This window comes from Candidatus Sulfotelmatobacter sp., from assembly GCA_036500765.1.
Classification (GTDB): domain Bacteria; phylum Acidobacteriota; class Terriglobia; order Terriglobales; family Acidobacteriaceae; genus Sulfotelmatobacter.
Window position 1 is genome coordinate 19,957 of sequence record DASYBM010000011.1, and the last position, 22,269, is coordinate 42,225.

General features: G+C 57.9%; 29 protein-coding genes. 18 read left to right on the plus strand and 11 right to left on the minus strand.

Translation table 11 applies throughout. The features are described 5' to 3' along the window. Positions 1–105: 105 nt before the first annotated feature. On the minus strand, positions 106–333 hold the full coding sequence (locus VGM18_13560) for a type II toxin-antitoxin system HicB family antitoxin (protein ID HEY3974028.1): 228 nt from the start codon (positions 331–333) through the stop codon (positions 106–108). A 20-nt stretch (positions 334–353) separates the two neighbouring features. Next, the gene (gene ruvB / locus VGM18_13565; GenBank protein HEY3974029.1) at positions 354–1,406 is read right to left on the minus strand and encodes a Holliday junction branch migration DNA helicase RuvB; all 1,053 of its coding nucleotides are present in this window, start codon (positions 1,404–1,406) and stop codon (positions 354–356) included. A 134-nt stretch (positions 1,407–1,540) separates the two neighbouring features. On the opposite strand from ruvB, the gene VGM18_13570 reads away from it, so the two are divergent. From VGM18_13570 to VGM18_13585, 4 genes are read left to right on the plus strand one after another with little or no spacing between them, the layout of a single operon-like run. Further along, a complete protein-coding gene (locus VGM18_13570; protein ID HEY3974030.1) occupies positions 1,541–1,921 on the plus strand; it encodes a hypothetical protein in 381 nt (126 codons plus the stop codon). Beyond that, positions 1,918–2,106, plus strand: coding sequence for a helix-turn-helix transcriptional regulator (locus VGM18_13575; GenBank protein HEY3974031.1), 189 nt, complete (start codon positions 1,918–1,920; stop codon positions 2,104–2,106). Before VGM18_13570 ends, VGM18_13575 begins: the two co-directional genes overlap by 4 nt. Before the next feature lie 44 nt (positions 2,107–2,150). Then, complete coding sequence (locus tag VGM18_13580) at positions 2,151–2,405, plus strand: type II toxin-antitoxin system VapB family antitoxin (GenBank protein HEY3974032.1); 255 nt, start codon at positions 2,151–2,153, stop codon at positions 2,403–2,405. Positions 2,406–2,414: 9 nt separating this feature from the next. Continuing rightward, positions 2,415–2,804: a type II toxin-antitoxin system VapC family toxin gene (locus VGM18_13585; GenBank protein ID HEY3974033.1), complete on the plus strand. Its 390-nt coding sequence runs from the start codon at positions 2,415–2,417 to the stop codon at positions 2,802–2,804. An 18-nt stretch (positions 2,805–2,822) separates the two neighbouring features. On the opposite strand, the gene VGM18_13590 is transcribed toward VGM18_13585, so the two are convergent. Beyond that, entirely contained in the window at positions 2,823–3,548 is a 726-nt protein-coding gene (locus VGM18_13590) for an MBL fold metallo-hydrolase (GenBank protein ID HEY3974034.1), read from the minus strand. A gap of 145 nt (positions 3,549–3,693) precedes the next feature. Between VGM18_13590 and VGM18_13595 the strand changes: the two genes are divergently transcribed. From VGM18_13595 to VGM18_13605, 3 genes are read left to right on the plus strand one after another with little or no spacing between them, the layout of a single operon-like run. Continuing rightward, entirely contained in the window at positions 3,694–3,927 is a 234-nt protein-coding gene (locus VGM18_13595) for a hypothetical protein (GenBank protein HEY3974035.1), read from the plus strand. Beyond that, the gene (locus VGM18_13600; GenBank protein HEY3974036.1) at positions 3,924–4,349 is read left to right on the plus strand and encodes a type II toxin-antitoxin system VapC family toxin; all 426 of its coding nucleotides are present in this window, start codon (positions 3,924–3,926) and stop codon (positions 4,347–4,349) included. Before VGM18_13595 ends, VGM18_13600 begins: the two co-directional genes overlap by 4 nt. A gap of 43 nt (positions 4,350–4,392) precedes the next feature. Continuing rightward, the gene (locus VGM18_13605; protein ID HEY3974037.1) at positions 4,393–4,629 is read left to right on the plus strand and encodes a hypothetical protein; all 237 of its coding nucleotides are present in this window, start codon (positions 4,393–4,395) and stop codon (positions 4,627–4,629) included. Between the two features lie 58 nt (positions 4,630–4,687). On the opposite strand, the gene VGM18_13610 is transcribed toward VGM18_13605, so the two are convergent. Further along, positions 4,688–5,104, minus strand: coding sequence for a hypothetical protein (locus VGM18_13610; protein HEY3974038.1), 417 nt, complete (start codon positions 5,102–5,104; stop codon positions 4,688–4,690). A gap of 213 nt (positions 5,105–5,317) precedes the next feature. After that, positions 5,318–7,420 carry an elongation factor G gene (gene fusA / locus VGM18_13615; GenBank protein ID HEY3974039.1) on the minus strand — a complete coding sequence of 701 codons (2,103 nt, stop codon included), beginning with the start codon at positions 7,418–7,420 and terminating at the stop codon, positions 5,318–5,320. Positions 7,421–7,744: 324 nt separating this feature from the next. Here fusA and VGM18_13620 point away from each other — a divergent pair, with 324 nt between their 5' ends. Both VGM18_13620 and VGM18_13625 read left to right on the plus strand, forming a co-directional pair. After that, positions 7,745–8,077 carry a DUF962 domain-containing protein gene (locus tag VGM18_13620; GenBank protein HEY3974040.1) on the plus strand — a complete coding sequence of 111 codons (333 nt, stop codon included), beginning with the start codon at positions 7,745–7,747 and terminating at the stop codon, positions 8,075–8,077. Positions 8,078–8,157: 80 nt separating this feature from the next. Continuing rightward, on the plus strand, positions 8,158–8,544 hold the full coding sequence (locus VGM18_13625; GenBank protein ID HEY3974041.1) for a DoxX family protein: 387 nt from the start codon (positions 8,158–8,160) through the stop codon (positions 8,542–8,544). Between the two features lie 437 nt (positions 8,545–8,981). On the opposite strand, the gene VGM18_13630 is transcribed toward VGM18_13625, so the two are convergent. Then, entirely contained in the window at positions 8,982–9,137 is a 156-nt protein-coding gene (locus VGM18_13630; GenBank protein ID HEY3974042.1) for a hypothetical protein, read from the minus strand. Positions 9,138–9,294: 157 nt separating this feature from the next. Here VGM18_13630 and VGM18_13635 point away from each other — a divergent pair, with 157 nt between their 5' ends. From VGM18_13635 to VGM18_13650, 4 genes are all read left to right on the plus strand, one after another. Then, a complete protein-coding gene (locus VGM18_13635) occupies positions 9,295–11,607 on the plus strand; it encodes a TonB-dependent receptor (protein ID HEY3974043.1) in 2,313 nt (770 codons plus the stop codon). 196 nt (positions 11,608–11,803) lie between these two features. Next, entirely contained in the window at positions 11,804–12,370 is a 567-nt protein-coding gene (locus VGM18_13640) for a hypothetical protein (protein HEY3974044.1), read from the plus strand. Continuing rightward, positions 12,367–12,918, plus strand: coding sequence for a hypothetical protein (locus VGM18_13645; GenBank protein HEY3974045.1), 552 nt, complete (start codon positions 12,367–12,369; stop codon positions 12,916–12,918). The genes VGM18_13640 and VGM18_13645 overlap by 4 nt, the downstream gene beginning before the upstream one ends. 209 nt (positions 12,919–13,127) lie before the next feature. Continuing rightward, on the plus strand, positions 13,128–13,322 hold the full coding sequence (locus VGM18_13650; GenBank protein HEY3974046.1) for a hypothetical protein: 195 nt from the start codon (positions 13,128–13,130) through the stop codon (positions 13,320–13,322). A 240-nt stretch (positions 13,323–13,562) separates the two neighbouring features. Here the strand turns inward: VGM18_13650 and VGM18_13655 are convergent, their stop codons facing one another. After that, positions 13,563–13,913 carry a hypothetical protein gene (locus tag VGM18_13655; protein HEY3974047.1) on the minus strand — a complete coding sequence of 117 codons (351 nt, stop codon included), beginning with the start codon at positions 13,911–13,913 and terminating at the stop codon, positions 13,563–13,565. Here VGM18_13655 and VGM18_13660 point away from each other — a divergent pair. The 3 genes from VGM18_13660 (at position 13,908) to VGM18_13670 (ending at position 15,788) form a co-directional block, all read left to right on the plus strand. Continuing rightward, positions 13,908–14,201 (plus strand): hypothetical protein, encoded by a 294-nt coding sequence (locus tag VGM18_13660; protein ID HEY3974048.1) that lies wholly within the window; start codon positions 13,908–13,910, stop codon positions 14,199–14,201. The genes VGM18_13655 and VGM18_13660 overlap by 6 nt on opposite strands. A gap of 111 nt (positions 14,202–14,312) precedes the next feature. Next, positions 14,313–15,218, plus strand: a complete 906-nt coding sequence (locus VGM18_13665; GenBank protein ID HEY3974049.1) for an SCO family protein — start codon at positions 14,313–14,315, stop codon at positions 15,216–15,218. 156 nt (positions 15,219–15,374) lie between these two features. After that, positions 15,375–15,788 (plus strand): vitamin K epoxide reductase family protein, encoded by a 414-nt coding sequence (locus tag VGM18_13670; GenBank protein ID HEY3974050.1) that lies wholly within the window; start codon positions 15,375–15,377, stop codon positions 15,786–15,788. Between the two features lie 167 nt (positions 15,789–15,955). Here the strand turns inward: VGM18_13670 and VGM18_13675 are convergent, their stop codons facing one another. Beyond that, positions 15,956–16,924, minus strand: coding sequence for a hypothetical protein (locus VGM18_13675; protein ID HEY3974051.1), 969 nt, complete (start codon positions 16,922–16,924; stop codon positions 15,956–15,958). A 146-nt stretch (positions 16,925–17,070) separates the two neighbouring features. Between VGM18_13675 and VGM18_13680 the strand changes: the two genes are divergently transcribed. After that, positions 17,071–17,715, plus strand: coding sequence for a TMEM175 family protein (locus tag VGM18_13680; protein ID HEY3974052.1), 645 nt, complete (start codon positions 17,071–17,073; stop codon positions 17,713–17,715). A 186-nt stretch (positions 17,716–17,901) separates the two neighbouring features. Here VGM18_13680 and VGM18_13685 read toward each other — a convergent pair whose 3' ends face one another. Both VGM18_13685 and VGM18_13690 read right to left on the minus strand, forming a co-directional pair. Then, positions 17,902–18,594 (minus strand): hypothetical protein, encoded by a 693-nt coding sequence (locus VGM18_13685; GenBank protein HEY3974053.1) that lies wholly within the window; start codon positions 18,592–18,594, stop codon positions 17,902–17,904. Between the two features lie 148 nt (positions 18,595–18,742). Next, positions 18,743–21,274: a PAS domain S-box protein gene (locus VGM18_13690; GenBank protein HEY3974054.1), complete on the minus strand. Its 2,532-nt coding sequence runs from the start codon at positions 21,272–21,274 to the stop codon at positions 18,743–18,745. 7 nt (positions 21,275–21,281) lie between these two features. Here VGM18_13690 and VGM18_13695 point away from each other — a divergent pair, with 7 nt between their 5' ends. Further along, complete coding sequence (locus VGM18_13695) at positions 21,282–21,578, plus strand: hypothetical protein (GenBank protein ID HEY3974055.1); 297 nt, start codon at positions 21,282–21,284, stop codon at positions 21,576–21,578. 125 nt (positions 21,579–21,703) lie between these two features. Here the strand turns inward: VGM18_13695 and VGM18_13700 are convergent, their stop codons facing one another. Further along, complete coding sequence (locus tag VGM18_13700) at positions 21,704–22,228, minus strand: MarR family transcriptional regulator (protein HEY3974056.1); 525 nt, start codon at positions 22,226–22,228, stop codon at positions 21,704–21,706. Positions 22,229–22,269 lie beyond the last annotated feature (41 nt).

A 22,269-nucleotide genomic window follows, 5' to 3' on the forward strand; every position in this document is an offset into this window, starting at 1 on the left:
TTCGGCTCGCCTCTGCATCACAACGCACTGCCCCGTTGACGCACTTCAAGAAAGCCATGCTTTGCGAGGATAGCGCAAACCTCGCGTCCGGAAAGAACGCGAAGTCTACCCAACCTCGACCTCGAGCCGCGTCACGAACACCTCAGAGTGCCGGCGCCGTTCTATTTCGGTGGGATCCGCCGTCTCAAAAAACAGTTCGGCGGCTTCCTGTAAGTTTGCCCGCGTGGTCTCGATGGTGTCGCCCTGGCTCGCGATATCAAGCTCCGGACAAAGTCCTACATACCCATCGCCTTCGCGCTCAATGATCGCGGTTAGTTGCTGCGTTCGTTTCATTCGGGCACGCTCGTCTCATCTTAGAACAGCGAAGCCTGCCTCCGCGTTGGCACGATCTTGAAATACTCATAGGCCAACTGGGTCGCGACCCGCCCGCGGGGAGTGCGGTTCAAAAATCCAATCTGCATCAAAAAAGGTTCATAGATTTCTTCAATCGCGTCCGGTTCCTCCGCCAGCACCGCCGCCAGCGTATTCACTCCCACCGGCCCGCCTTGATATTTTTCGATGATCGTCCGCAGCAGCCGCCGGTCCACTTCATCGAAACCATACTGGTCCACTTCCAGCATTTCGAGCGCGGCCTTCGCGGTAGGCTCATCAATCTTGCCCCCGCCGCGGACTTGTGCATAATCGCGCACCCGGCGCAAAAGCCGGTTCGCAATTCTCGGCGTTCCGCGCGATCGCCCGGCTATTTCTTTCGCGCCCGCATCGTCGACCGCAACTCCCAGAATCTCCGCCGATCGCTCCACAATAATCTGCAAATCTTCCGGCGTATAAAATTCCAGTCGCAGCACAATTCCGAAGCGCGCCCGCAGCGGCGCAGAAATCAGCCCCGCGCGCGTGGTAGCGCCTACAAACGTAAACGGCTTCACCTCCAGAGTGTGCGTCCGCGCCGACGGCCCCTGCCCAATAATGATGTCGAGCTTGTAATCTTCGAGCGCCGAATAAAGCAATTCTTCCAGCACCGGTTGCAGGCGATGAATTTCGTCGATGAACAGCACCTGCTTGTCCTGCATGTTGGTAATGATCGCCGTCAGATCGCCCTTAATCTGCAGCAGCGGCGCCGCCGTCGGCTGAAAATGCACACCGAGTTCGTTGGCAATAATATTTGCCAGCGTCGTCTTGCCCAATCCCGGAGGCCCGTAAAGCAGCACGTGGTCCATGGCCTCGCGCCGCGAGCGCGCAGCCTCGATCGCCACCGCCAGATTTTCTTTGACTTTCTTTTGCCCTATGAACTCCGCCAGCCGCTGCGGCCGCAGCTTTAATTCAAACGACGAATCGTCCTCGACCGGCGCCGCCGAAACCAGCCGCTCGCGGTTCGCGTCCAGATTGGGATTATTCTTCGCAGTATCCACTGTTTCGGATGGTAGAACGAAATGCGAACCCACGCAATCGTCCTGGGCGCGTGGCCTCGCAAATTTCCCTTGACACAAATGTCAAGTGTGCTTTACATTCTCCACTGTCAAGCATGCTTGACACGGAGAACACAATGGACGCCAACCACAAGCGTTACCTCAAAGAATTCCTTCCCGCGATGGCCGCCTATGCTGTAGTCACCCTGATCTCGGTATGGGTGCTCAAGCAGCACGGCCACTCCCCGCTACGCTATCTGATCGCCATCACCCCGGTCGTTCCGTCGGGCTTCGCGATGTGGGCTGCAATCCGGTATTTTCGCGGGCTCGACGAGCTCCAACGCCGTATCCAGTTTGAAGGCTTGGCTTTCAGTTTTCTCGCCACCTGCCTGCTCACCCTTACCTGGGCATTGCTGCAAAACGCCGGCCTTCCGCCCGCCGACATAATCTGGGTGCCCCCACTGCTTATCTTCCTCTGGGGAATCGGCGGTTGCGTGGCCTCACGGAGGTACCGGTGAAAAACTCGGTGCGCGATCTCCGAGGCCAGCTCAGCTGGACCCAGGCCGACCTCGCCGGCAAACTCGGCGTCTCGCGCCAAACCGTCAACGCCATCGAAACGGAGAAGTATGATCCCAGCCTGCCCCTGGCCTTCAAGATCGCCAAAATTTTCCGGAGGCCGGTGGAGGAGATTTTCCGAGCGTAAATATACTTATATAGTAAATGCAGTAATGGTATAATCGCTATACTATGGCACTTAGTATCAAGAGTGTGGAGACAGAACGCTTGGCGCGCGAGGTGGCAGCTAAGACCGGAGAATCCTTAACGGCGGCCATTCAAAAGTCCCTCGAAGAGCGCCTTGAGCGGCTGAAGCAGCAGCGCCGCCATCAAATCCTGGTGGGGCAGCTGGAGGAAATCCTTCATCGCGTAGACCGGTTGCCTATCTTGGACTCTCGCCGCGCAGATGAAATCCTTGGCTACGACGAGCACGGGCTTCCGCGCTGACTTGAAAGAATGGTGATAGATACCTCAGCTCTCGCAGCCATCTTCTTTGCCGAACCAGAGCGCCGAACATTTCTCGATATCATCGCCGCTAGCGGTAGCCGGCTGATCTCTGCCGCTACTATGCTCGAAGCCGGAATCGTCATCGAAGCCAGACAAGGCGAAGCCGCCGGTCGTGAATTTGATCTTTGGGTGGTTCGCGCAAATCTACAAGTCGTGCCCGTAGACGCCGAACAAGCCGACTTGGCTCGCTCGGCTTGGCGCAAATACGGTAAGGGCCGGCATCCGGCTTCACTGAATTTCGGCGACTGTTTCTCTTACGCTCTCGCCAAGGTTTCTGGCGAACCACTATTGGCGAAAGGAGCTGACTTCAGTCTCACCGATATCCCGATTCAAAAGTGACATATCGAGGACGCGTCTCTATTTCGGGTACCACTCCAGCAGCCGCACCTCAATCCCAGTCCCTTCCAACCCTTTCTTGAACACCGCCAGATCCGATCCCCGATAGTGATACGGAATCACAATCCTCGGATGGAACGCCTTCACCGCGTCCGCCGCCTCTTCGGGAGGCATCGTGTAAGGCAGATTCATGCACACGAACGCCACATCGATATTCTTCAGCGCGCGCATCTCCGGAATGTTTTCCGTGTCGGCCGAGAAATAAAAGCGCTTGCCGCCATAAGTCAGAACGTAGCCATTGTCGCGCCCCCGGGGATGAAAGAGTTGTCCCGGAGATGGCCCGCGCTTCAGGTTGTAGGCCGGCACTGCCTCAATCGTCCACCCCTCCCACTGCTTGGTTTCTCCATTCGAAATCGGCTTTGCGGTGGTGACGGTTGCGACCACAGACGGCGGCGCCAGAATCTCCGTGCCGGCCTTGCTGACTTCCTTAATCAATTCGGGGTCCATGTGGTCTGCGTGGATGTGGGTAATTATAACGAGATCCGCTTTCGGCAGCCCTGACACCTTCGCTGGCTTCGCCGGATCGAGATAAATCGTCTTTCCTCCCGCCTCAATTAGAGTGCTGGCGTGATAGATCGGAGTAATCTTCACCGGACCGGCCGAGGTGGAAAAAGTTTGCGTGTCGGCCACGCCGGCAGACAACGCCGTGGCGAAGAAAACGCAGATAAGAATTAACAGGAACTTCATTTTCGGACCTCCGCGTCGATATTCTTTCGGCAAACGCTGTCTTCGCCGGATGGTACCACGACTCACGTGGCGACAGCCGCCTCGGCTGTCCTCTCAAGGCAATCGCTCTCTTGACATGTGACACATGATGTGTCACATTGTCTTTATGCCCTCGGTAAATATGCGTCAACTCCGCGATACCCGCCGCCTGAAAGCGTGGCTCCGCGCTGGAAAGACTGTCGAACTCCGCGACCGCGACAAACTCGTCGCAAGAATCGTGCCGGAAAATGAGACTCCAAAGAAGCCGGTGGAGTGGCCGGATTTCGCAGCGCGTCGCAAAGCCATGTTTGGCGATCGAGTTTTCCCGAACATCATCCTCGAAGATCGGGGACGGTATTGACGACTTACGCCGACACCAGCTTTTTGGCGTCGCTCTACCTGAAGGACGGCCACTCCAGAGTCGCTGATGATCTACTGCTGAACTTGACCGAGTGTTTTCTGACTCCGCTTCATCGAGCCGAGTGGTTCCACGCGATCGCTCAACACGTATTTCGGAGTGTCATCACAGAACTCAAGGCCGCAGAGCTGCACAGGATTTTTGAGCAGGACATGAAAACCGGCCCATGGCGAGAAGCGGCCGTGCCCGATCTTGCCTTTGATCTCTGCGCCGATCTGGGTAGCCGCTACGGTCCCAAACTCGGCATCCGAACTCTCGATACTCTCCACGTGGCCTGCGCTCTCGAGCTCAAAGCCGATCGCTTTTGGACTTTCGACGAGCGGCAGTTGAAGTTGGCCAAGGCTGTGGGACTGAAAACCGCCTGACTTTCGGCACAACCAAGGAACTCTTATAATCGCGAGAGTGAGTATGAGCGGAGAGGACCTCAGCACGACCATTTGCATGGATTTCTTTACCGATGCCACGCAGCAGGCGCGGGAGCGCCTGATGAGCGCAGGCTATTTCCTCGATGTGTCCGAAACCCCCGAACAGATATGCATCAAGTATTTCAACGTCGCCAAGCGTCGAATCAGTGCGCGGCCGCGCGCAATCCTACTCTCGAGGGAATTTCTCTGCCCTCCTGCATTTCAGACCGGTTTAGAGTGAGGTCCTGAGAAAGGCCGCCACCGGGGAAGATCTGAGGCCTCATCAGAGCCGAAACTTGTTAGCCGCAGACACGGACGATCCGCTCCTGAACGATTGGGACATTCAGCACCTTCATTTGGGAACCTCGCTCGATCCAGATGGTTTCGTGAACCGTAGCCGTCTTCCGGGTCGCGAAGAACCTCTGCTCTTCGCACGAGTTACCGACGCAACTGTTTATTGCATAAATGTCCTCGAACATGGCGCGTGGACGAGGCAGCAGATGGTAGATATTATTCATCGAAACTGGCCTGAATCGGTGCACGCCCCGGTCACGGGAGTCGCGCCTGAAAAAGTCACCGACGACAACATCCGGGCTCTGCGGAAGAGCGGTGTCAACGTAATACTGGCTGTAAGTGATGGAACTGGCTATTTCCCTTTTGGTGGGGGCTTCGCGGCGTCGGGAAAAAGCCTCGAAGTCGTTCGCGCGTGCCACCATGTCAAAAGGGGTTGCCGGAAAATCTTGAAGAGGCCGTCCGCAGGGTATTTCTCGTCCATCTAGGGAATACACACGAGAAAGGGACGCCGGTTACACGGCGATACGAATTCAGGTTGCTCATACGAAATGGTAGGAGCGTGGCGAAAGAAAGTCAGACGGGGATGTCAATCGATCTAGGGGATGGAGGGTTCAAGCCCCTATAGCCGACCGGTGCTACTCTTCCTCTTCCTTCACCTCACCCCGCTCCGCTTTCGCCTTCTCAATGATCTTTTCCTGCAACTGCCCCGGCACCACATCATAGTGATGCATTTCCATGTTGAAGCTGCCGCGGCCCTGCGTCATCGAGGTCAGTTCCACGCCGTAGGTCAGCATCTCCGACATTGGCACCTCGGCCTTCACCACTGTATTGCCGCCTTTATTATCCATGCCCTGAATGCGTCCGCGCCTGCTGTTCAGATCGCCCATGATCGATCCGGCAAAATCGTCCGGCACGGTTATTTCGACTGCCATCACCGGTTCCAGCAGTGTCGGCTTTGCCGTCTCCATCGCCTTGCGAAACGCGATGCGCCCCGCCATCTGAAATGACATGTCGTTCGAATCCACGTCGTGATACGAGCCGTCATACAGAATCACGCGAAAATCGACCACCGGATACCCCGCCAGATGTCCGCGCGCCGCGGCATCCTTAATTCCTTTTTCAATCGCCGGAATATAGTTCTTCGGAATCGCCCCGCCAAAAATATCGTTCACAAATTCAAATTGCCCGCCCCGCGGCAGCGGCTCCATCTTGATCTTGCAATCGCCATACTGCCCGTGCCCGCCAGTCTGCTTCTTATGCCGCCCCTGAACGTCGGCCTTACCGCGAATCGTTTCGCGATACGGCACCTTCGGCGCCTTCAGCACCACTTCGGTGTGATAGCGCTTCTTCAGTTTCGCCACCACGACTTCAATGTGCTGCTGCCCGGTCCCCGCAATCAAAAACTCCTGCGTCTGCGGATCGCGGAAGAACCGCAGCATGGCATCCTCTTCCATCTGCCGGTGCAGCCCCGGCCCCAACTTATCTTCATCCGCCCGGCTCTTGGGCTCAATCGCAAAAGTGATCGCCGGCTCCGGCAGCTTCACCCTCGGATACTGAATCGGTGCCGCCTTATCGCCAAGCGTATCGCCGGTCAGTGTGTCCTTCAATTTCGCGACCGCGCCAATATCCCCCGCGTGCAACTCGTTCACCGGAATCGCCATCTTGCCCTGCATGCTGGAAATGTGCGCGAACTTCTCCTGCCCGCCGCGGCTATAGTTCATCAGCGTGGCATCGTTCTTCAGTACTCCGGAAAATACTTTGAAGTACGAAATGCGGCCTGCGAACGCATCGGAAACCGTCTTGAACACATACAACGACACCGGCTCTTCATCCGACTCATGCCGCTTGGGCGCGTCGCCGTTCCCGCCGGCCTCGCCCTGTACCCACTCATGCTCGGAAGGCGCAGGCGTGTAGTCGACAATAAAATCCATCACCCGGTCGGCCCCTAAGTTGCCCAGGCCGGAACTAAAAATCACAGGGAAAATTCGGTCTTCGCGGATCGCATTGTGCAGCGCCGGCACCAGGTCTTCCTCGCCCAAAGTTCCGGCGTCGAAGAATTTCTCCATCAACTTGTCGTCGCCTTCGGCCACCAACTCCACCAGCATTTCGTGCGCTTCCTGAACCTGCGCCCGCATGTTCGCTGGTATCTCCGTCTCTTTCCCCTTGCCATTCCCGCCCAACTCGTAGGTATAGGCCTTCATGCGGACAAGGTCGACCACGCCGCTCAAACTCTTCTCGCTGCCAATCGGCAGTTCAATCGGAATCACGTCGCGGCCAAATGCATTGGTGAGCGATTCCAGCACACGCTCAGCATTCGCCCGATCGCGATCCATGCGGTTCACCACGATCAGCCGGGGCGTCTTGTATTCCTCGCAATAATTCCAAACGCGCTGCGTCACCACTTCCACTCCTGCCACGCCGTCGACCACCACGATCGCCGCGTCCACCACCGGCAGCACCATCTTGGCCTCGTGCACGAACATGCTGAAGCCCGGCGTGTCGAGGATATTGATCTTCGTATTGCCCCACTCGACCACCGCCGCACCGATCGAAATGGACATCTTCCGCGCGATCTCTTCCTCGTCGTAGTCGGTTGTAGCCGATCCATCGTCCACGCGCCCTAGCCGCTGAGTTGCTCCCGCCGTATACAGCATGGCCGCCACGAGCGAGGTTTTGCCCGCGTGGCCATGTCCCACCATTGCGACATTCCTGATGTTTGCTCCCGAATAGACTTTCAAGTTGGGCTCCTTCAGGCAGGCGTGGGAAGGAAACGGCCGCGAGGAAAATAAGTGCAGGCACAGCCCACCCAGCATCCCCTGCCAAAACCTAGGATGCTACCACGCAGGCCGCGGAAGCCTCAACCGCCCACGTAGCGACGGACGCATTCGTCCGTCCCCAAGTGCAGCTGGATAGCGCGTTCACCGGCGCCCCATTTCTCGCGCGTACTTTTGCGCGAGAAAGCCTGCCCTGAGCTTGTCGAAGGTGGGGATTTTGACCTCTATGCCGCGCGCGGAGACGCGCGCGAACTCCACACCCCAGATTTGTTGACAATCAGTTCCTTCATGCTCCGAGCGGTGTATGATCTTTCCGGAATGCTAGGCAACCGCACCAGCGAGCAGTGGATCGCTCAATACTCCACCAGCCACCAGCACCCGATCAACCGCGTCTGCCACACCCTCGGCATCCCGACAATTCTGGTTTCGATCGCAATTTTCGTCGTCGGATTTTTCTTCCATCGCTTGTGGTTCTACGCGCTGGCGCTGTTCGTGATCGGCTGGATTCTCCAATTCATCGGCCACGCCTTCGAAGGCAAGGCCCCGGAATTCTTTAGCGATTGGCGATTCCTATTCGTCGGGGTCCGCTGGTGGTGGGCCAAAATCCGCGGTCGCGCTTGAGAAGTAGTACAAAGTAAGACTAAGAAGTGTGGCGCGGACACTCCTGTCCGCGGCTTGCAAGCGGCCTTCGGAGGGCATATATGTTTCCCCAACTCGCCCGCTTCACCGATCTCGGCCTTCTTCTCCTTCGCCTCATGGTTGGCCTGGTGTTCGCCAGCAGCGGCTATAGCCACCTCAAAGATCCCGAAGCCCGCGCCAAGAGCATTGGGATGTCGAAAGGCTTCACCATCTTCCTCGGGATCGCCGAGGTCGCAGGAGCCCTCGGCGTGGCCGCCGGCGTCCTGACGCAACTCGCAGCCGCCGGCCTGATCCTGATTATGCTGGGAGCCATCCAGAAGAAAATTTTCGCCTGGCACACCGGATTCTGGGGAGAAAAGTCCTCCGGCTGGCACTATGATCTAATCTTCGTACTTATAAATTTGCTCATCGCTTTCACCAACGGCGGCGCCTACGTCCTGCTGAAGTAACCAGCCCAAAATCTGTTACCGTTCTGAGTACGTGCATCGAATCGAGAAGATTTTAGAGACAAGCCGGGAGCCCCATTCCTCGCGCCCCCTTTGCGCGAAAAAGCTTGTCCTGAGCCTGTCGAAGGGCGGGAATTTTGGGAGGATACAGGCCCTTCCGCTTGCGCCGATCCGCGATTCTGTTCTATGCTTGCCCCACGTTGCAGTACGGATTCGCATAACACCATGCAGCGCCTGACCGCCAGACTTCTGCTGCTCTTCGCTCTCGGCGGAACCTTCGTTCCGCTCGCGCTAGCGGTAAGCGCTGTTCCCCCGCACGCCTGCTGCCTCCGCAAAGGGCTCCATCAGTGCCACGACTCGACATTCGATCAGCGCGGTATCCACAGCACCGCTTGCTGTAATCAGCGCTCCTACCGCCCGGCAACCACAAAGCAGTCAGCTCACCTGCATTCGTCGTCGATCTCATATTTCGCGCCATACGTAGACACGAGCGTATCCGAACCGAGCGTCGAAATCCCTTCTGCCAGACTCTTCTCTTCGAATGCCACCCGCGCCCCGCCGTGCTCGACCATCGCCTGACACTCAATCCCTGACATAAACCCTCTGCACGCAGCAGCACGCCTTCGCGGGGCGCTCCTGTGTGATGTGCTGATCGGGAATGTGCACGCGTGGGACCGGGGCTCACTGACCCGGTCGCCGGCCGCAGCCCGGCTGGGTTTTAGCGGTAAGCACCCATTATTCGCAGGAGACTCTATGCGTTCGATCCGCCTCGCCGTATTCGCAGCCTGCCTTGCCCTAACCCTGTCCGCCATCGCCAACGTTTTCGGCTCCCTCCGCGGCGTCGTTCATGACCCCCAGCACCGTCCCATCCAGGGTGCCATGGTCATGCTGAAGGCAAAATACTCGGACTGGGGAAAAACCGCGACCACCGACGCCAGCGGCGAATTTCAATTCAACGCCATCCCCCTCGGGGATTACTCCGTCACCGTAGCCGAGCCCGGCTTCGAACAGGTCGCGCAACAAGTCACCATTATTTCGGGCACCGTCCCGGTCGTCCACTTCCAGCTAAAGGTTGCCGCGGAAAATACGAAGGTCACGGTCTCCGCCGCAACCGACGTGGTCGCCACCGATTCCGCCACGCCCATCACGCTGGTCGATCGCACCGATATCGAGCGCACGCCCGGCGCCGACCGATCCAACAGCCTGGCCATGATCACCGATTACGTTCCCGGTTCCTACGTCACTCACGACATGCTGCACATGCGCGGCGGTCACCAAACCCAGTGGCTGCTCGACGGGGTGCCCGTCATCAACACCGCCATCGCGCAGAACGTCGGCCCCCAATTCGATCCCAAGGACTTGGAATATGTAGAAGTGAATCGCGGCAGTTATGGCGCCGAATTCGGCGACCGCACCTACGGCGTTTTCAACGTCGTTCCCCGCACTGGTTTCGAACGTAACAATCAGGCCGAACTCGTCCTCAGCGCCGGCAACTTCTACCAGTCCAATGCCGCCCTCAGCTTCGGCAGCCATACCGAGCGCTTCGCCTACTACGCCAGCGTCAATGGCAACCGCAGCAATCTTGGCCTGCAAACCCCCGTCCCGCAAGTGGTACACGACGCCGTGAACGGCGTCGGCGGATTCGGTTCATTCATCTTCAACGTCGATCCCTCGAACCAGCTACGCCTCATGACTTCGGCCCGCCGCGATTATTTCCAGATTCCTTACGACCCCAATCCCAACGACCTCGAAAACGGATCAATCCCGGGCAATGACTTCACGCCGCAATATCCCAGCATCGGCTTGCGCGATAGCCAGCGTGAAATTGACGCCGGCGCATTGTTCACCTGGTTGCATACTTTTAATTCCCATCTCATGACGACGGTGTCGCCCTTCTACCACTACAACAGCGGCGACTACAACAGCCTTCCGACCGACACTCCGGTCGCCACCACCGAGAACCGCAGCTCCGGTTATGCTGGGGCGCAGGCCAGCTTCGCCGCCAACTACAAGAAAAACAACCTCCAGACCGGATTCCTCGCCTTCTACCAGCAAGACAGCCAGATCTTCGGCGCGATGTTCAACGACGGCAGCGGCAACCTACCCTTTACCGATGTCGAGCACCCCACCGCCAACCTCGAAGCCTTCTACATCGACGATAAGTTTCAACCGTTCTCCTGGCTAAGTCTGTCGGCTGGCATGCGCCCGACTCGATTTTCCGAAGGAAACTTTCCTACCACCGCCGCCGCGCCGCCCGTCTCCGAATCCGCCATCAGCCCGCGCTTCGGCGCAACCGTCACCATTCCCCGCCTGCGCTGGACTTTTCGCGCCTTCTACGGCCACTACTATCAAGCGCCGCCCATCGAAACCGTTTCCGGCCCCGCTCTCATCGACTACACCGGCCAGCAGGGCCTGGGATTTGCCACGCTCCACGGCGAGCGCGATGAAGAACATCAATTCGGCGTCACCATCCCCTACCGCGGATGGGTGCTCGACGCCGACAATTTCAAAACCAACGTCCAGAATTTTCTCGACCACAACAATATCGGCGCCTCCAGCATCTTTTTCCCTTTGACTGTATCGCAGGCTGTAATTCGCGGTTGGGAACTCACGCTGCGCTCACCGCGATTCGCTCACCGTGGTCAGCTGCATCTCGCCTACTCGAACCAGATTGCCGAAGGCAGCGGCACCATCACCGGTGGGTTGACCGACTTTCAGCTCTCTCCCGGCCTAAGCCCACTCGATCATGATCAGCGCAATACGCTCAACGTCGGCGGTGATTACACCTTGCCCCGGCGTACCTACATCTCCACGAATGTTTACTACGGCTCCGGTTTCAGCAATGCCTTTCCCGGTCAACCCTATCCGGGAAATTACCTGCCCCAGCACACTACTTTCGACCTTACTCTGGGAAAAGATTTCGGCGAAAATTTCTCCGCTTCGCTGACCGCCCTGAACGTGGCCAACCGCCGCGTCGAGTTCGATAACAGCCTAACCTTCGGCGGATTCCACTGGAACAACCCTCGCGAAATTTACCTGGAACTCCGCTACCGCTTTCATTATTAAGAATCCCGTAATTTCATCCGGCGAAATCCGCTAATTTGCTGAGGGACGAATAGGGTCTTCTTTGCGTGCTTTGCGGCATTTCTTAGCGCTCTTTGCGGTCCAGGATTTTCAGCCGCCAGTGAAAGCATTTCGGCACAACCCCTCCTCCCGCACCCGAATCCAACACGCAATTAAAATTTCATCACCAGGGAGGCGCATGGACCAGCATCAACTAGCAATCATAATTGGCGTAATCGCGGCAGTGGCCGTCGTCGGCGTCATCAGCTATTTCCTGTCGAAAAAGCATCGCAGTCAGCGGCTTCGGGAGAAATTCGGCCCGGAGTACGACCGGGTGCTCAAGAAAGAAGGCGAAGTCCGCCGCGCGGAAGGTGTGCTCGAGATTCGCGCCAAACGCCGCGAGAAATTTTCTCTCCGCCCGCTCTCCGGAGAAACTCGCGCCGATTTTGCGGAGCGCTGGCGGCTGGTACAGTCGAAATTCGTCGACGACCCCAGGGGCTCGGTTTCCGACGCCGATCAACTCGTCAATCAATTAATGGAAACTCGCGGATATCCCATGGCCGACTTCGAGCAGCGCGCCGCCGACATTTCCGTCGACCACCCCGTGGTCGTCGAAAACTATCGCGCCGCCCATAGCATCGCCCTGCGCCACAGCCGTGGCCAGGCTAACACCGAAGACTTGCGGAAAGCGATGGTCCACTATCGCTCTCTGTTTGAAGAATTGCTCGGAGATGCATATCCCGAACGAAAGGAGGCACGAGCATGAGCGTGCCATTGCGGAAGGAAGAACCGGAGTTTGACGAAGAAATAACCACAGGCGATCTGGCCCATGGTAAACAGTCTGACGACGATGCCCCAAGGCCAGTTCTCAGCCGACGCCCCGCCAACGAGATTGCACCGGACGTCGAGAACTCTCCCAAGAACGTCCGAACTGGCATTCGGAAGATGGACATTCCGGATAACGATCGTGGCATCGATATTCGTGACGACGCTCGTAACGAAATCTCCGCCGAAACGAACAACACAATAAATGGTGATGCGTCCGCCCCCACCCCGCTCTTCGCCAACAACGAACTAGAGCAACTGCGGACGCGCTGGAGCACCGTTCAGACTGCTTTCGTCGACGAACCTCGCCGCGCTGTCGAAGAGGCAGACGGCCTCGTCGCTTCCGCGATGAAACGTCTGGCGGAAGTGTTCGCCGAAGAACGTTCCAAGCTCGAGCAGCAGTGGGATAAAGGCGATGTCTCGACCGAAGACCTTCGCATCGCCCTACAGCGTTATCGTTCCTTCTTCCAACGTTTACTAGCCGTATAAGGCAGCCTCGGCGGACCGAATTTCGGTCCGCCGAGCCAATCTCCCGCCGCCCTGAAACGTTCCCGCCGCCTCCCGCACTATTCAGAGCAGGACCTTGCACGCAGGTGTAAAATCAGCCCGTTCTCCCATGTCGCGCACGAAACCCTGCTAATCGGTAGTCCCGTTCGCTCCTCGGCTGCGGGGAGAATCGCCAGGGTTCAGGAGTCCACATGGACGACATTTATCTATTCGATTTTTTCGATTTTCCCCAGCCCCCGGCTTTTTCGCTGACCTATCCCTCCGGCCCCTCGCTCACCGCCATGGCCGAACCGAATTCGCGGAAGATGCACCTGTTCCGGCGCGGCGACAATCATTCTCGAGGTTTACCGCGCCCAACGCCTGCTGAATTGTTACATCCGCGGTAACGTCGGAGGAAACCCCTGGATCAAATCCAACGGCTCACGCTGGTCTTTGTTGCCCGAGAGCGGAATGTTGGACCTCGATACCGAACTGGCGCTCAGCCAGTTCCAGGCCGCATGGGGACTACAGAGCACAGGCTGCCTCTGCCCGAGAACCAGAATGCTCCTGCCTCCATGCATGCGGCTGACCGGCTCCTTATTGCTGCGTAAGCCGGGCCGGCGTATAAATCTCAACTTGCCTCGCAACTACGGCCAGTCCGCAACCCCTCCGCCAAACAGATCGGCGACTCCGCCTCCGGCCCCTCCAAGCCCGCGCCCGCCGCCTCGAAGTCCGGGGACGACGATGACGATGACAAGCCCTGGACGGTCCACATCACGGGCAGCGCTGGCGTCGGCGCATCCGGCCCAGTCTGGACCGGCAAGTCTGGCACCGGCGCTACCGTCAAAGCTGACACTCTCGAAGTCGACCAGAAAACCGAGATCGACATAACTGTTCCCACTCCCGTGGTCATCGGCCAGGGCAAGCTGAAACTGACTCTCGCCGGCGAGTGGGACAAACCTCTCGACGCCGCCCATTCCGGCAAACCGACCGTGCAAGGCACCTTCCAACTCCAGGCCGATGACATGCTCAAGTTCGGCCAGTGGGGAACGCTCGCCCCATTCGCCCAGGTTTCCAGCCAGTGGACCAGCGACGACAACAAAATGAAACAGTCCACCGTACTCAAAGGCGGCCTTGAAATGGACGTTAATCTGATGAAGGGCTTAAAGCTCGCCGCCGACGTCAACTCCGGAGTCCAGATCGCAGGCCCCGGCAACGACAACGCCACCACCGCGAAGGTTGTAGTTCCCTTCGAGGGCAACCTCAAGCTCCAGTGGGATTTCTAAGCGGACCACTCCATTCGATAAAAAACGCGTAGCGACGGACGCATTCGTCCGTCGCGCCACCGCGAAGGGCGGCAGCGTGCAGAACTCTCCCCTCCGAGTTAAAGTGAAAACGTGAACACTCATATCCGCCTCATCCCGCTGGCTCTAATTCTGGCCGGCACATTCCTTATTTCTTCCTGCCATCGCACCAACACCCCGGCCACGAAGCGCTATCCCTTCACTGGCCGCATCATCTCCATGGATTACCAGACCTCGACCGCCCTTATTGCCGGCGACAACATCCCCGGTTTCATGGACGCCATGACCATGTCCTACAAAATCAAGCAGCCTGGGCTCGCCTCGAAGATTGCGCTTTCGCCCGGCGACTCTATTTCCGCCGAAGCGGTCGTCGAGTCCGACTCCAATAACGAAGGCTCGGTTGGCGACTACTGGCTTGAGAACGTCAAAGTCACCGCCCACGCCTCATCCCCGCCCGCCGCAGCCGCCGGCACATTGCACATCCCCGCCCCAGGGGAAAGCGTCCCGGACTTTTCCTTCACCAATCAGAGCGGACAAAAACATTCGCTCAACCAATATCGCGGCCAAGTCTTACTGCTCACCTTCATTTACACGCGCTGCCCCTTCCCCGATTTCTGTCCGCGCATAAGCAGCAACTTCGCCGAAATTTACAAACAGATCGAGACCAATCCATCTCTCGGCGGCCTCCATCTATTAAGCATCAGCTTCGATCCCGGACACGACACGCCCAAGGTTCTCCGTGACTACGCTTTCTCGGTCGCGCACTCTCACGATCCTGCGCTTTTCACGCGCTGGGAATTCGCCGCTCCCAAATCCGCGGACTTGCCCAAGCTCGCCGACTTCTTCGCGCTAACCGTCAAACCGGAAGGCGGCCTCATCACCCACAATCTCAGCACCGTCGTCATCTCACCCGACGGCAAAATCGTGAAGTGGTATCACGGCAGCGACTGGCAGGTTTCTGATCTAATGAAAGACGCATCCGCCGCGACCAAGCCGTAGTCCCGAAGCGACGGCACGGGAAAGCCCGGCACGGAAGTGCCCGGGCTGTCGTCACGATTTTGAACCGAGTCCCGGAGAGCCCGTTCTGAGCGAAGTCGAAGGGGGACGGCACAACGATGGAGCCTTACCGCGTTCGTCTAACCAAAAGGAAACTGTATGAAATATCTACTGCTCATCCTCGCCATCTGCGGCGCTATCGTCTCGTCTCTCGCTCTCCGCGAGCACTATCGCGAATACGGCGACTCTCCCTGTAGCATCAACGAACACTGGGATTGTGGCGTCGTCAATCACAGCCCCTACGCCATGCTCGGGCCCGTTCCCGTAGCCGCCGTCGGCATCGCCGGCTACATCCTTATGGCCGCGCTAGCACTCCTGGGTTCCTTCCGGCTTCTGCTGGTCCCTACTTTCGCCGGACTTGGGTTTTCTCTTTACCTGGCGAACATCGAAGCTCACGTTCTCGGCGTGTGGTGCATTTACTGTGTCATTTCTCTGGGAATTATTGCGCTGATGTCACTGCTCACGCTGGGAACGGTGCTCGCGAAAATCTTCCGCAAACCGTCTCCCGCCTAAACAAAATGGGCAGATAGGGAGCGCACCACAGCCGAGGGGGCGATCCCCAGCCTGGTGAGCTCGCAAACCTGCCCGCTCTTATTTCGCATAAACTCCGGATTTTTAGCCATCGGGAAGCAACTAACTTTGAAATCGGGGGAAGTCCCGATGCGACCGGGGAAGAAGCCTTACTTCTTTCGTGCGCCGATCTTGCGGTTGATGTCGGTAGAAAACTCGATGAAGAAGTTCAGCAGCGAGCCATAACCAGCCTGCCCCAACATCGCCCGGCCACCTTCGGCAAACCCATTTCTTGGATGCGGCTTCCACGATGTCGAAATCAATCCGCCGCCAAACGATCCGCCATACAAACCCCACTGCGGACGCAGCTCTTGTTCACTTTCGTTGTAAGTAAGAAAATTGCGCAGGATCGCATGCCGCGTCCTGGGCCAGAAACCCTCGCAGCGGCATTGATCGTAGCGTGGTTCGTATTTCAGTTTTGCATTGCCCAGCGCCGCCAGACTATTGGCCGCAATGAACTGCCCTTCGCGCGATGCGAACCGCTCGCCATACCCGCCCCAGCCATCGTCCCACTGCTGCGGCGCGCCCCGTGCCTGATCGATTCCGGCCGCGAACATCCGCTTCATATACGCTCCTGGCTTCGTAAGCGTCTGCTCCAGATAAATCTGCCGCCGCTGTTGCTCCGTCACGGCCACCAGCGGCCGCCCTTTTTCCACGTATACTCCGGTCAGCCAGCCACTCTCCCAATCCCGCGCTTTGTTCAGCGCCTGATTCCCCAACTGCTTGGTGGCTTCCGCCACCTGCGTGGTCACATCCACCGTTTTATTTGCCATCCCCTGCACCGGATTCGCATTGTCATTATTCTTTTCGTCCTGCGATTGTGACTTCTGCGGCTCCGTATTTGCAGGCTCATTTTGCGACGGTTCCTTCTTGGATGGCTCGCCAGGCTCAGTTTGCGGGCTTGGTTGCGAATCAGGTTGAGGAACAGGCTGCGTGGTGGGCTGCGAAGGAGGAGCAGCCGGCTGCCCCGGTTGCGACCCCGTCTGCTCTTGCGCGAAGGCTCTGGCCGACATCACCGCCAACGAACCGCTCAACAGAACAATGCGGCAGATTTCGCCCCACTCCCTATTCGCCCCCAAAGTTCCCCCTGTCTGGTCGTACCCTGAGCTCCTGTCATCCCGACCGGATCGAGCAAAAGCGAGCGCACCAGAGAACCTGCCCTGAGCGAAGTCGAAGGGGACCTGCTTTTTGCCAGCACCCAGCCGACCTCGTTAAACTCCTTTCGATGCACTCCCTCTACAACCGCGTTGCCGGACAAAGCGTCGAGCGCCTCGCCGCCCTCAGCGACGGCATCTTTGCCGTCGCCATGACCCTGCTCGTGCTCGATCTGCGCGTCCCCACTCGAGAAGCCGTTCACAGCGAACACGATCTTTGGCACGCTTTGATCGAGCTCTCACCCCGCTTGGTCATTTTTCTGATGAGCGTGATGACCATCGGCATCTTCTGGGTCGGTCAGCAAACCCAACTCAACCACTTTGCACGCGCCGACCGCAACCTCGCATGGATTCACATCGCCTTCCTCTGCGCCGTCTCGCTCACCCCATTCTCGACGTCGCTGCTCGCCGAGTTCATCCACTATCGCATTGCGCTGGTGGTCTATTGGTTCAACATCGTGCTGCTCGGGAGTTTTCTTTACTGGAGCTGGAGTTATGCCACTCGCGCCCAACTTCTCGCCGACGATGTCCCCAAAGAAATACACCCTGCCGTAGTCCGCCGCATCGTGATCGCCCAATCCCTCTACGCCGCCGGCGCTGCCCTCTGCTTCATCGACACCTACTGGAGCATCGCCGCCATCGTCTTGGTGCAAGTAAACTACGCGATCGCCCCCAAATTCTGCTGGGGACTGTTCTCTCGGAAGTCCAGTGATTAGCCGATTCGATGTCCTGGAAATCGGGAGAAGGCGAAGCGTTCGAGAAGATGTCCGAAAATAGCTTGGCGTTTCGACGCTGGGTGGCCTTATATAAGATGAAAACGGCATCCCGATGGGACGCCTGAGATCTAAGCTTGATGAACGAGAACACTTGCTCGGTACTCGCAACTCACAACTCGGTACTGCCTATCCGCGCTCAAACGCGTGCTTCTTCTCCAATTCCTCCATCGCCGCGCGCCGCGCACTCTCGAATCGCTCTTCATGATTCAGCAGCGCTGAAGTCGCCTCCACCCATTCCCCCTCCATGCGCAGCAAACCTTGCGCCGCCACCAGCCGCGCCGCAATCTCCACCACATGCGCCGGGGTTGTCTGCAAATATTGCGCTTCCGTCGGGTCGCCAATCCAAACCCGCTTCTCTCCACTCAACTTCGTCTGCCAATAAACTTTCTTTTCAATAAACTCTGCCATCTGATCGTCCGTGGCTTTCCCGAAAACCCACTGCTGTCGCTTGAAATCGTAGTGCCGGCTGGAAAACGGCACAGGCAGCAATTTCCCCGATTTCGCAAACTCGATCTGCCGCCGGTCCACTTCCTTGCGCAGCGCGTTGATCACCGGAGCCTCCGCATCCTTCGGCTCCAGCGATGGCATCACCTCACGCACCGTCTGCGAAAGATTCACCGCCACCGGCGCATGCAGCCCCTCGGAGCCCTCCAGCCGAATATCCCCATGCAACACAAAAAAATCCGCCCCCGACGTCGACGGATGAAACGGCCACTCCAAATTGATAGATAGCGGCAGCCCCTTCAGCGTGACCCAAATCTTTTTGCCGCCCGCGCCCGCATCATCAGCCATCCCGTCGCTCTCCCCCATCTTCGTCATAAGCCCGTTTCCCTTTTCGATTGCAGCTCGCGTACCGCCCGCCGCTATTGTCTCAGCGCTCTCTATTCCTCTTTATTATTCTTTGCGTCCTTTGCGGCCTTTCTTAGCGAACTTTGCGTTAAGGTTTTTGAACTAAAACCTTCTCTCTCTACTTCCCATCCAGCGTCGACCGCACCTTCAGCGCCAGGTCGACCTTGCCGAAAGGTTTCTGCAGCAGATTCACCCCCGGCTCCAGCACTTTGTGCTGCACGACCATATCGTCGGTATACCCGGTCATGTAGACAATTTTGGTTTGCGGACGCTTGCTCAGAATCCTCTCCGCCAACTGCCGCCCGCTCATTCCCGGCATGATCACGTCGGTCAGGAGCAGATCGATGCTGCCGTTCAAAGAATCCGCTATTTCGATCGCTTGCTCCGCGCTCGCCGCCACCAGCACCTTGTATCCATATCCTTCCAAAAAGATGCGCGCCAGGTCGCGCAAGTCGGGCTCATCCTCGGTGATCAGAATCGTCTCCATGCCACCCTCAACCCGCGTCCCCACGACTGTCTCCCGTCGCTTGCCCGCCGCTCCCTCCGCGACCGGCAAGTAAATTCGAAATGATGTACCAAGTCCGACTCCGCTCTCCACCTGGATGCTGCCTCCGCTCTGCTTCACGATTCCATACACTGTTGACAACCCAAGTCCCGTGCCCTTGCCCATGGGCTTCGTAGTAAAGAAAGGCTCGAACACATGCGCGAGTGTCGCCGCCTCCATCCCGTGTCCGGTATCCGTCACCTTCAACATGGCGTACGGTCCCGGTGTCAGATCCAGATCGCGCGCCAATTCTGTACCCGCATCTACATTCAAAGTTTCCATCAGCAGCTTGCCGCCTTGCGGCATTGCATCGCGGGCATTGATCGCCAGATTCATCAACACCTGTTCAATCTGTCCCGGATCCGCCTTCACCGTCGCGAGCGACGGATGCAGGCTCGCGATCAACTCAATGTCTTCCCCAATCACCCGCGCCAACATTTTTTGCACATCCGCCACCGCTTCATTCAAGTCTAAAACTTTCGGCTGCAACACCTGCTTCCGGCTGAAGGCCAACAACTGCTGGGTCAAAGACGCCGCCCGCTCCGCCGCCCGCCGGATCTGCTCCAACCCATTGCGCGCATATTCGTTCGCTCCCACCGCCGCCAGCAGCAACTCGCCGTGCCCCATAATGATGCTCAAAATGTTGTTGAAGTCATGCGCCACTCCGCCCGCCAGCCGTCCAATCGCTTCCATCTGTTGCGCATTCCTGAGTTGCTCTTCCAGTTGCATGCGCTCGGTTACATCTCGCGCAATGCCCCAGGTGCGGACCCAGTGTCCATCGATCACCGTACCCATCATCGTGTTGCGAAAGATCTTTTTCTGGCCCTGCGCGTCCATCTCGCGCGATTCCTGGTCGGTAATCCGGTAGCCCGCCCGCACAAAATTCTCCATAAACTGCTGCGTCATCGGGTCACGCAGCACCAGGAAATCGGTGAGGGGCTTGCCGATCAATTCTTGCGCGGTCGCCCGCCCGTACATTTTCGCCATGGCCTCATTGCACTCCGCCAGAAACCCATTCTTCAACCCCCATTCCAGCTGTTGGTCGACTGACAAATGGCATGGAACCGGCGGAACGTATTCCATACGGAAGATTCCTTCCGAGCTCTGCGTCACAAAAGTCCGATAACGCTCTTCACTCTCTCGCAGCGCATCTTCAGCCCGCTTGCGCTCGGTTATGTCGATCAACATTCCGCGCGTCAGCCGCTGTCCCGTCATCGGATCGCGTACAATCACGGCTTCGTCCCGTAACCACACTTCGCGCCCATCCTGCGCGCGCAGACGGTATTCCACCTGGAAGGGCCGCCCTTCCGACCAGGTGTCTTCCAGCAGCGCGGTGGCATGGTCCTCCGGATTCAGATGGTTCCACCAGAAATGCGGATCCGCCAGACACTCCTTCGGACCATATCCCAGAATTGTTTTCACTTGCGGGCTGAGATAGCGAAATGCGCCGTGCGCCCCAGTCTCCGCCACATAGGAAATCGCCGGCACTTGCTCTACCAGTTGCCGGTATTTCGCCTCCGCCTCTTGCAGTGCCGCAGTCGCTCGCCTTCCTTCCTCCTGCGAACGAATCGCCGTAATCCCATAGGCCAGATTGTTCGCCATCTCGGTCAGCAGTTCCACCTCCGAGCTTTCGAACGATCCCACCTGCTGCGAATAAATCGCCAGCACACCGAAAGCCGATCCAGCCACCCGCAAGGGCAGCGCGATTACCGACGCGTATCCCCGCTGCACCGCGGCATCGCGCCAGGGTCTAAACATCGGATCGTTCGCCGTGTCCGCGATCACACAAATCCGATTCTCCCGGATCGCTGTCCCCGCCGGTCCGCGCCCCGCTGGTGTATCCGACCAACGCAACTGAATGTCTTCAAGATATCCGCTGCCGTGTCCCGCATGCGCCATCGGTCGCACCCGCTTCTCTTCGTCCTGCTCCGCGTACGCGATACCAGCCATTCGATACCCACCGAGTCGCACAATAATGTCGCAAATATGCTGCAACAATTCCTGTTCGCTTCCCGCCTGCGCCAACCCCTGATTGCACGCACTGAGTGCCCGCAGCGCGCGATTCAGCCGACGCAATTCCTTATTGATCGCACTCTCGTCGATCACCCTCTCATTGGGAAATTCCGCGGAAAAAGGGCCGGAGGACCCGGCTGGGTTCGGACTCGCAGAAGAAGAATTCGAAGATGAAGAAGATGATGACAATACCGATGAAGATAACGGCGTCGGAGATGAAGATTCCGGTTCGGAGTCTTGCGCAGCCGGGATGGTCTTCCGCGACAAATTCGATTCACCGGGTTGGAGTTGCGTCTTTTCCTGCGTCATCGTCGCCCGCCCCGGATTGCCCGCCGGAATTTTCCTGATTGTTTCAGCTAGTGTACAGGTTACCGCCCCACCTCCGTCTGAAAACTAACTCTGAAACGATGTTATCTCACCGAAAGTAACTATTTTGGTTAAGCAGTTTGTCTTCGCAAGGTCCGGACCCATGACTATTAAGTCAGGGAATTCTGTGCGAACAGAATCAGGCGCCCGAAAACGTCACCCGGCCTTCTTCTTAACCTTCGCCCCCATACGCAAAAGCTTCCTCACCGTCCCCGTCGGCAGCCGCTTCATCTGGTCGTACAGCTCTGTCACCGCTTCGAAAAATCCCGCCATCGCCGTCAGCCGCTCCCGCGTATATTCCGCTCCCGCCTCTTTGGGATCCAGATTCGCCAGGCACGTCCGCAAAATCTCCCGCGTCGGATCGATCTCCCTCCGCTTCCGCTGTTCGATCACCAGCCGGAACATCTCCCAAACATCCTTCATCGACTCATAATGTTCCCGCCGGTCGCCCAGCACATGCACCGCGCGCACAATCCCCCACGTCTCCAACTCCCGGATCGACGTGCTCACATTCGAACGCGCCACGCTTAGCGTCTCCGCAATCTCCTCCGCAGGCAGCGCCTTCGGAGACAAATACAATAACGCATGGATCTGCGCCACGGTTCGGTTGATCCCCCACCGCGTTCCCATTTCGCCCCAGTGAAGGATGTACTGCTTCTGCACTCCTGTCAGTTCAGCCATATCGTTTCGTTCAGTAACAACTGAATATACAGAATATTCGA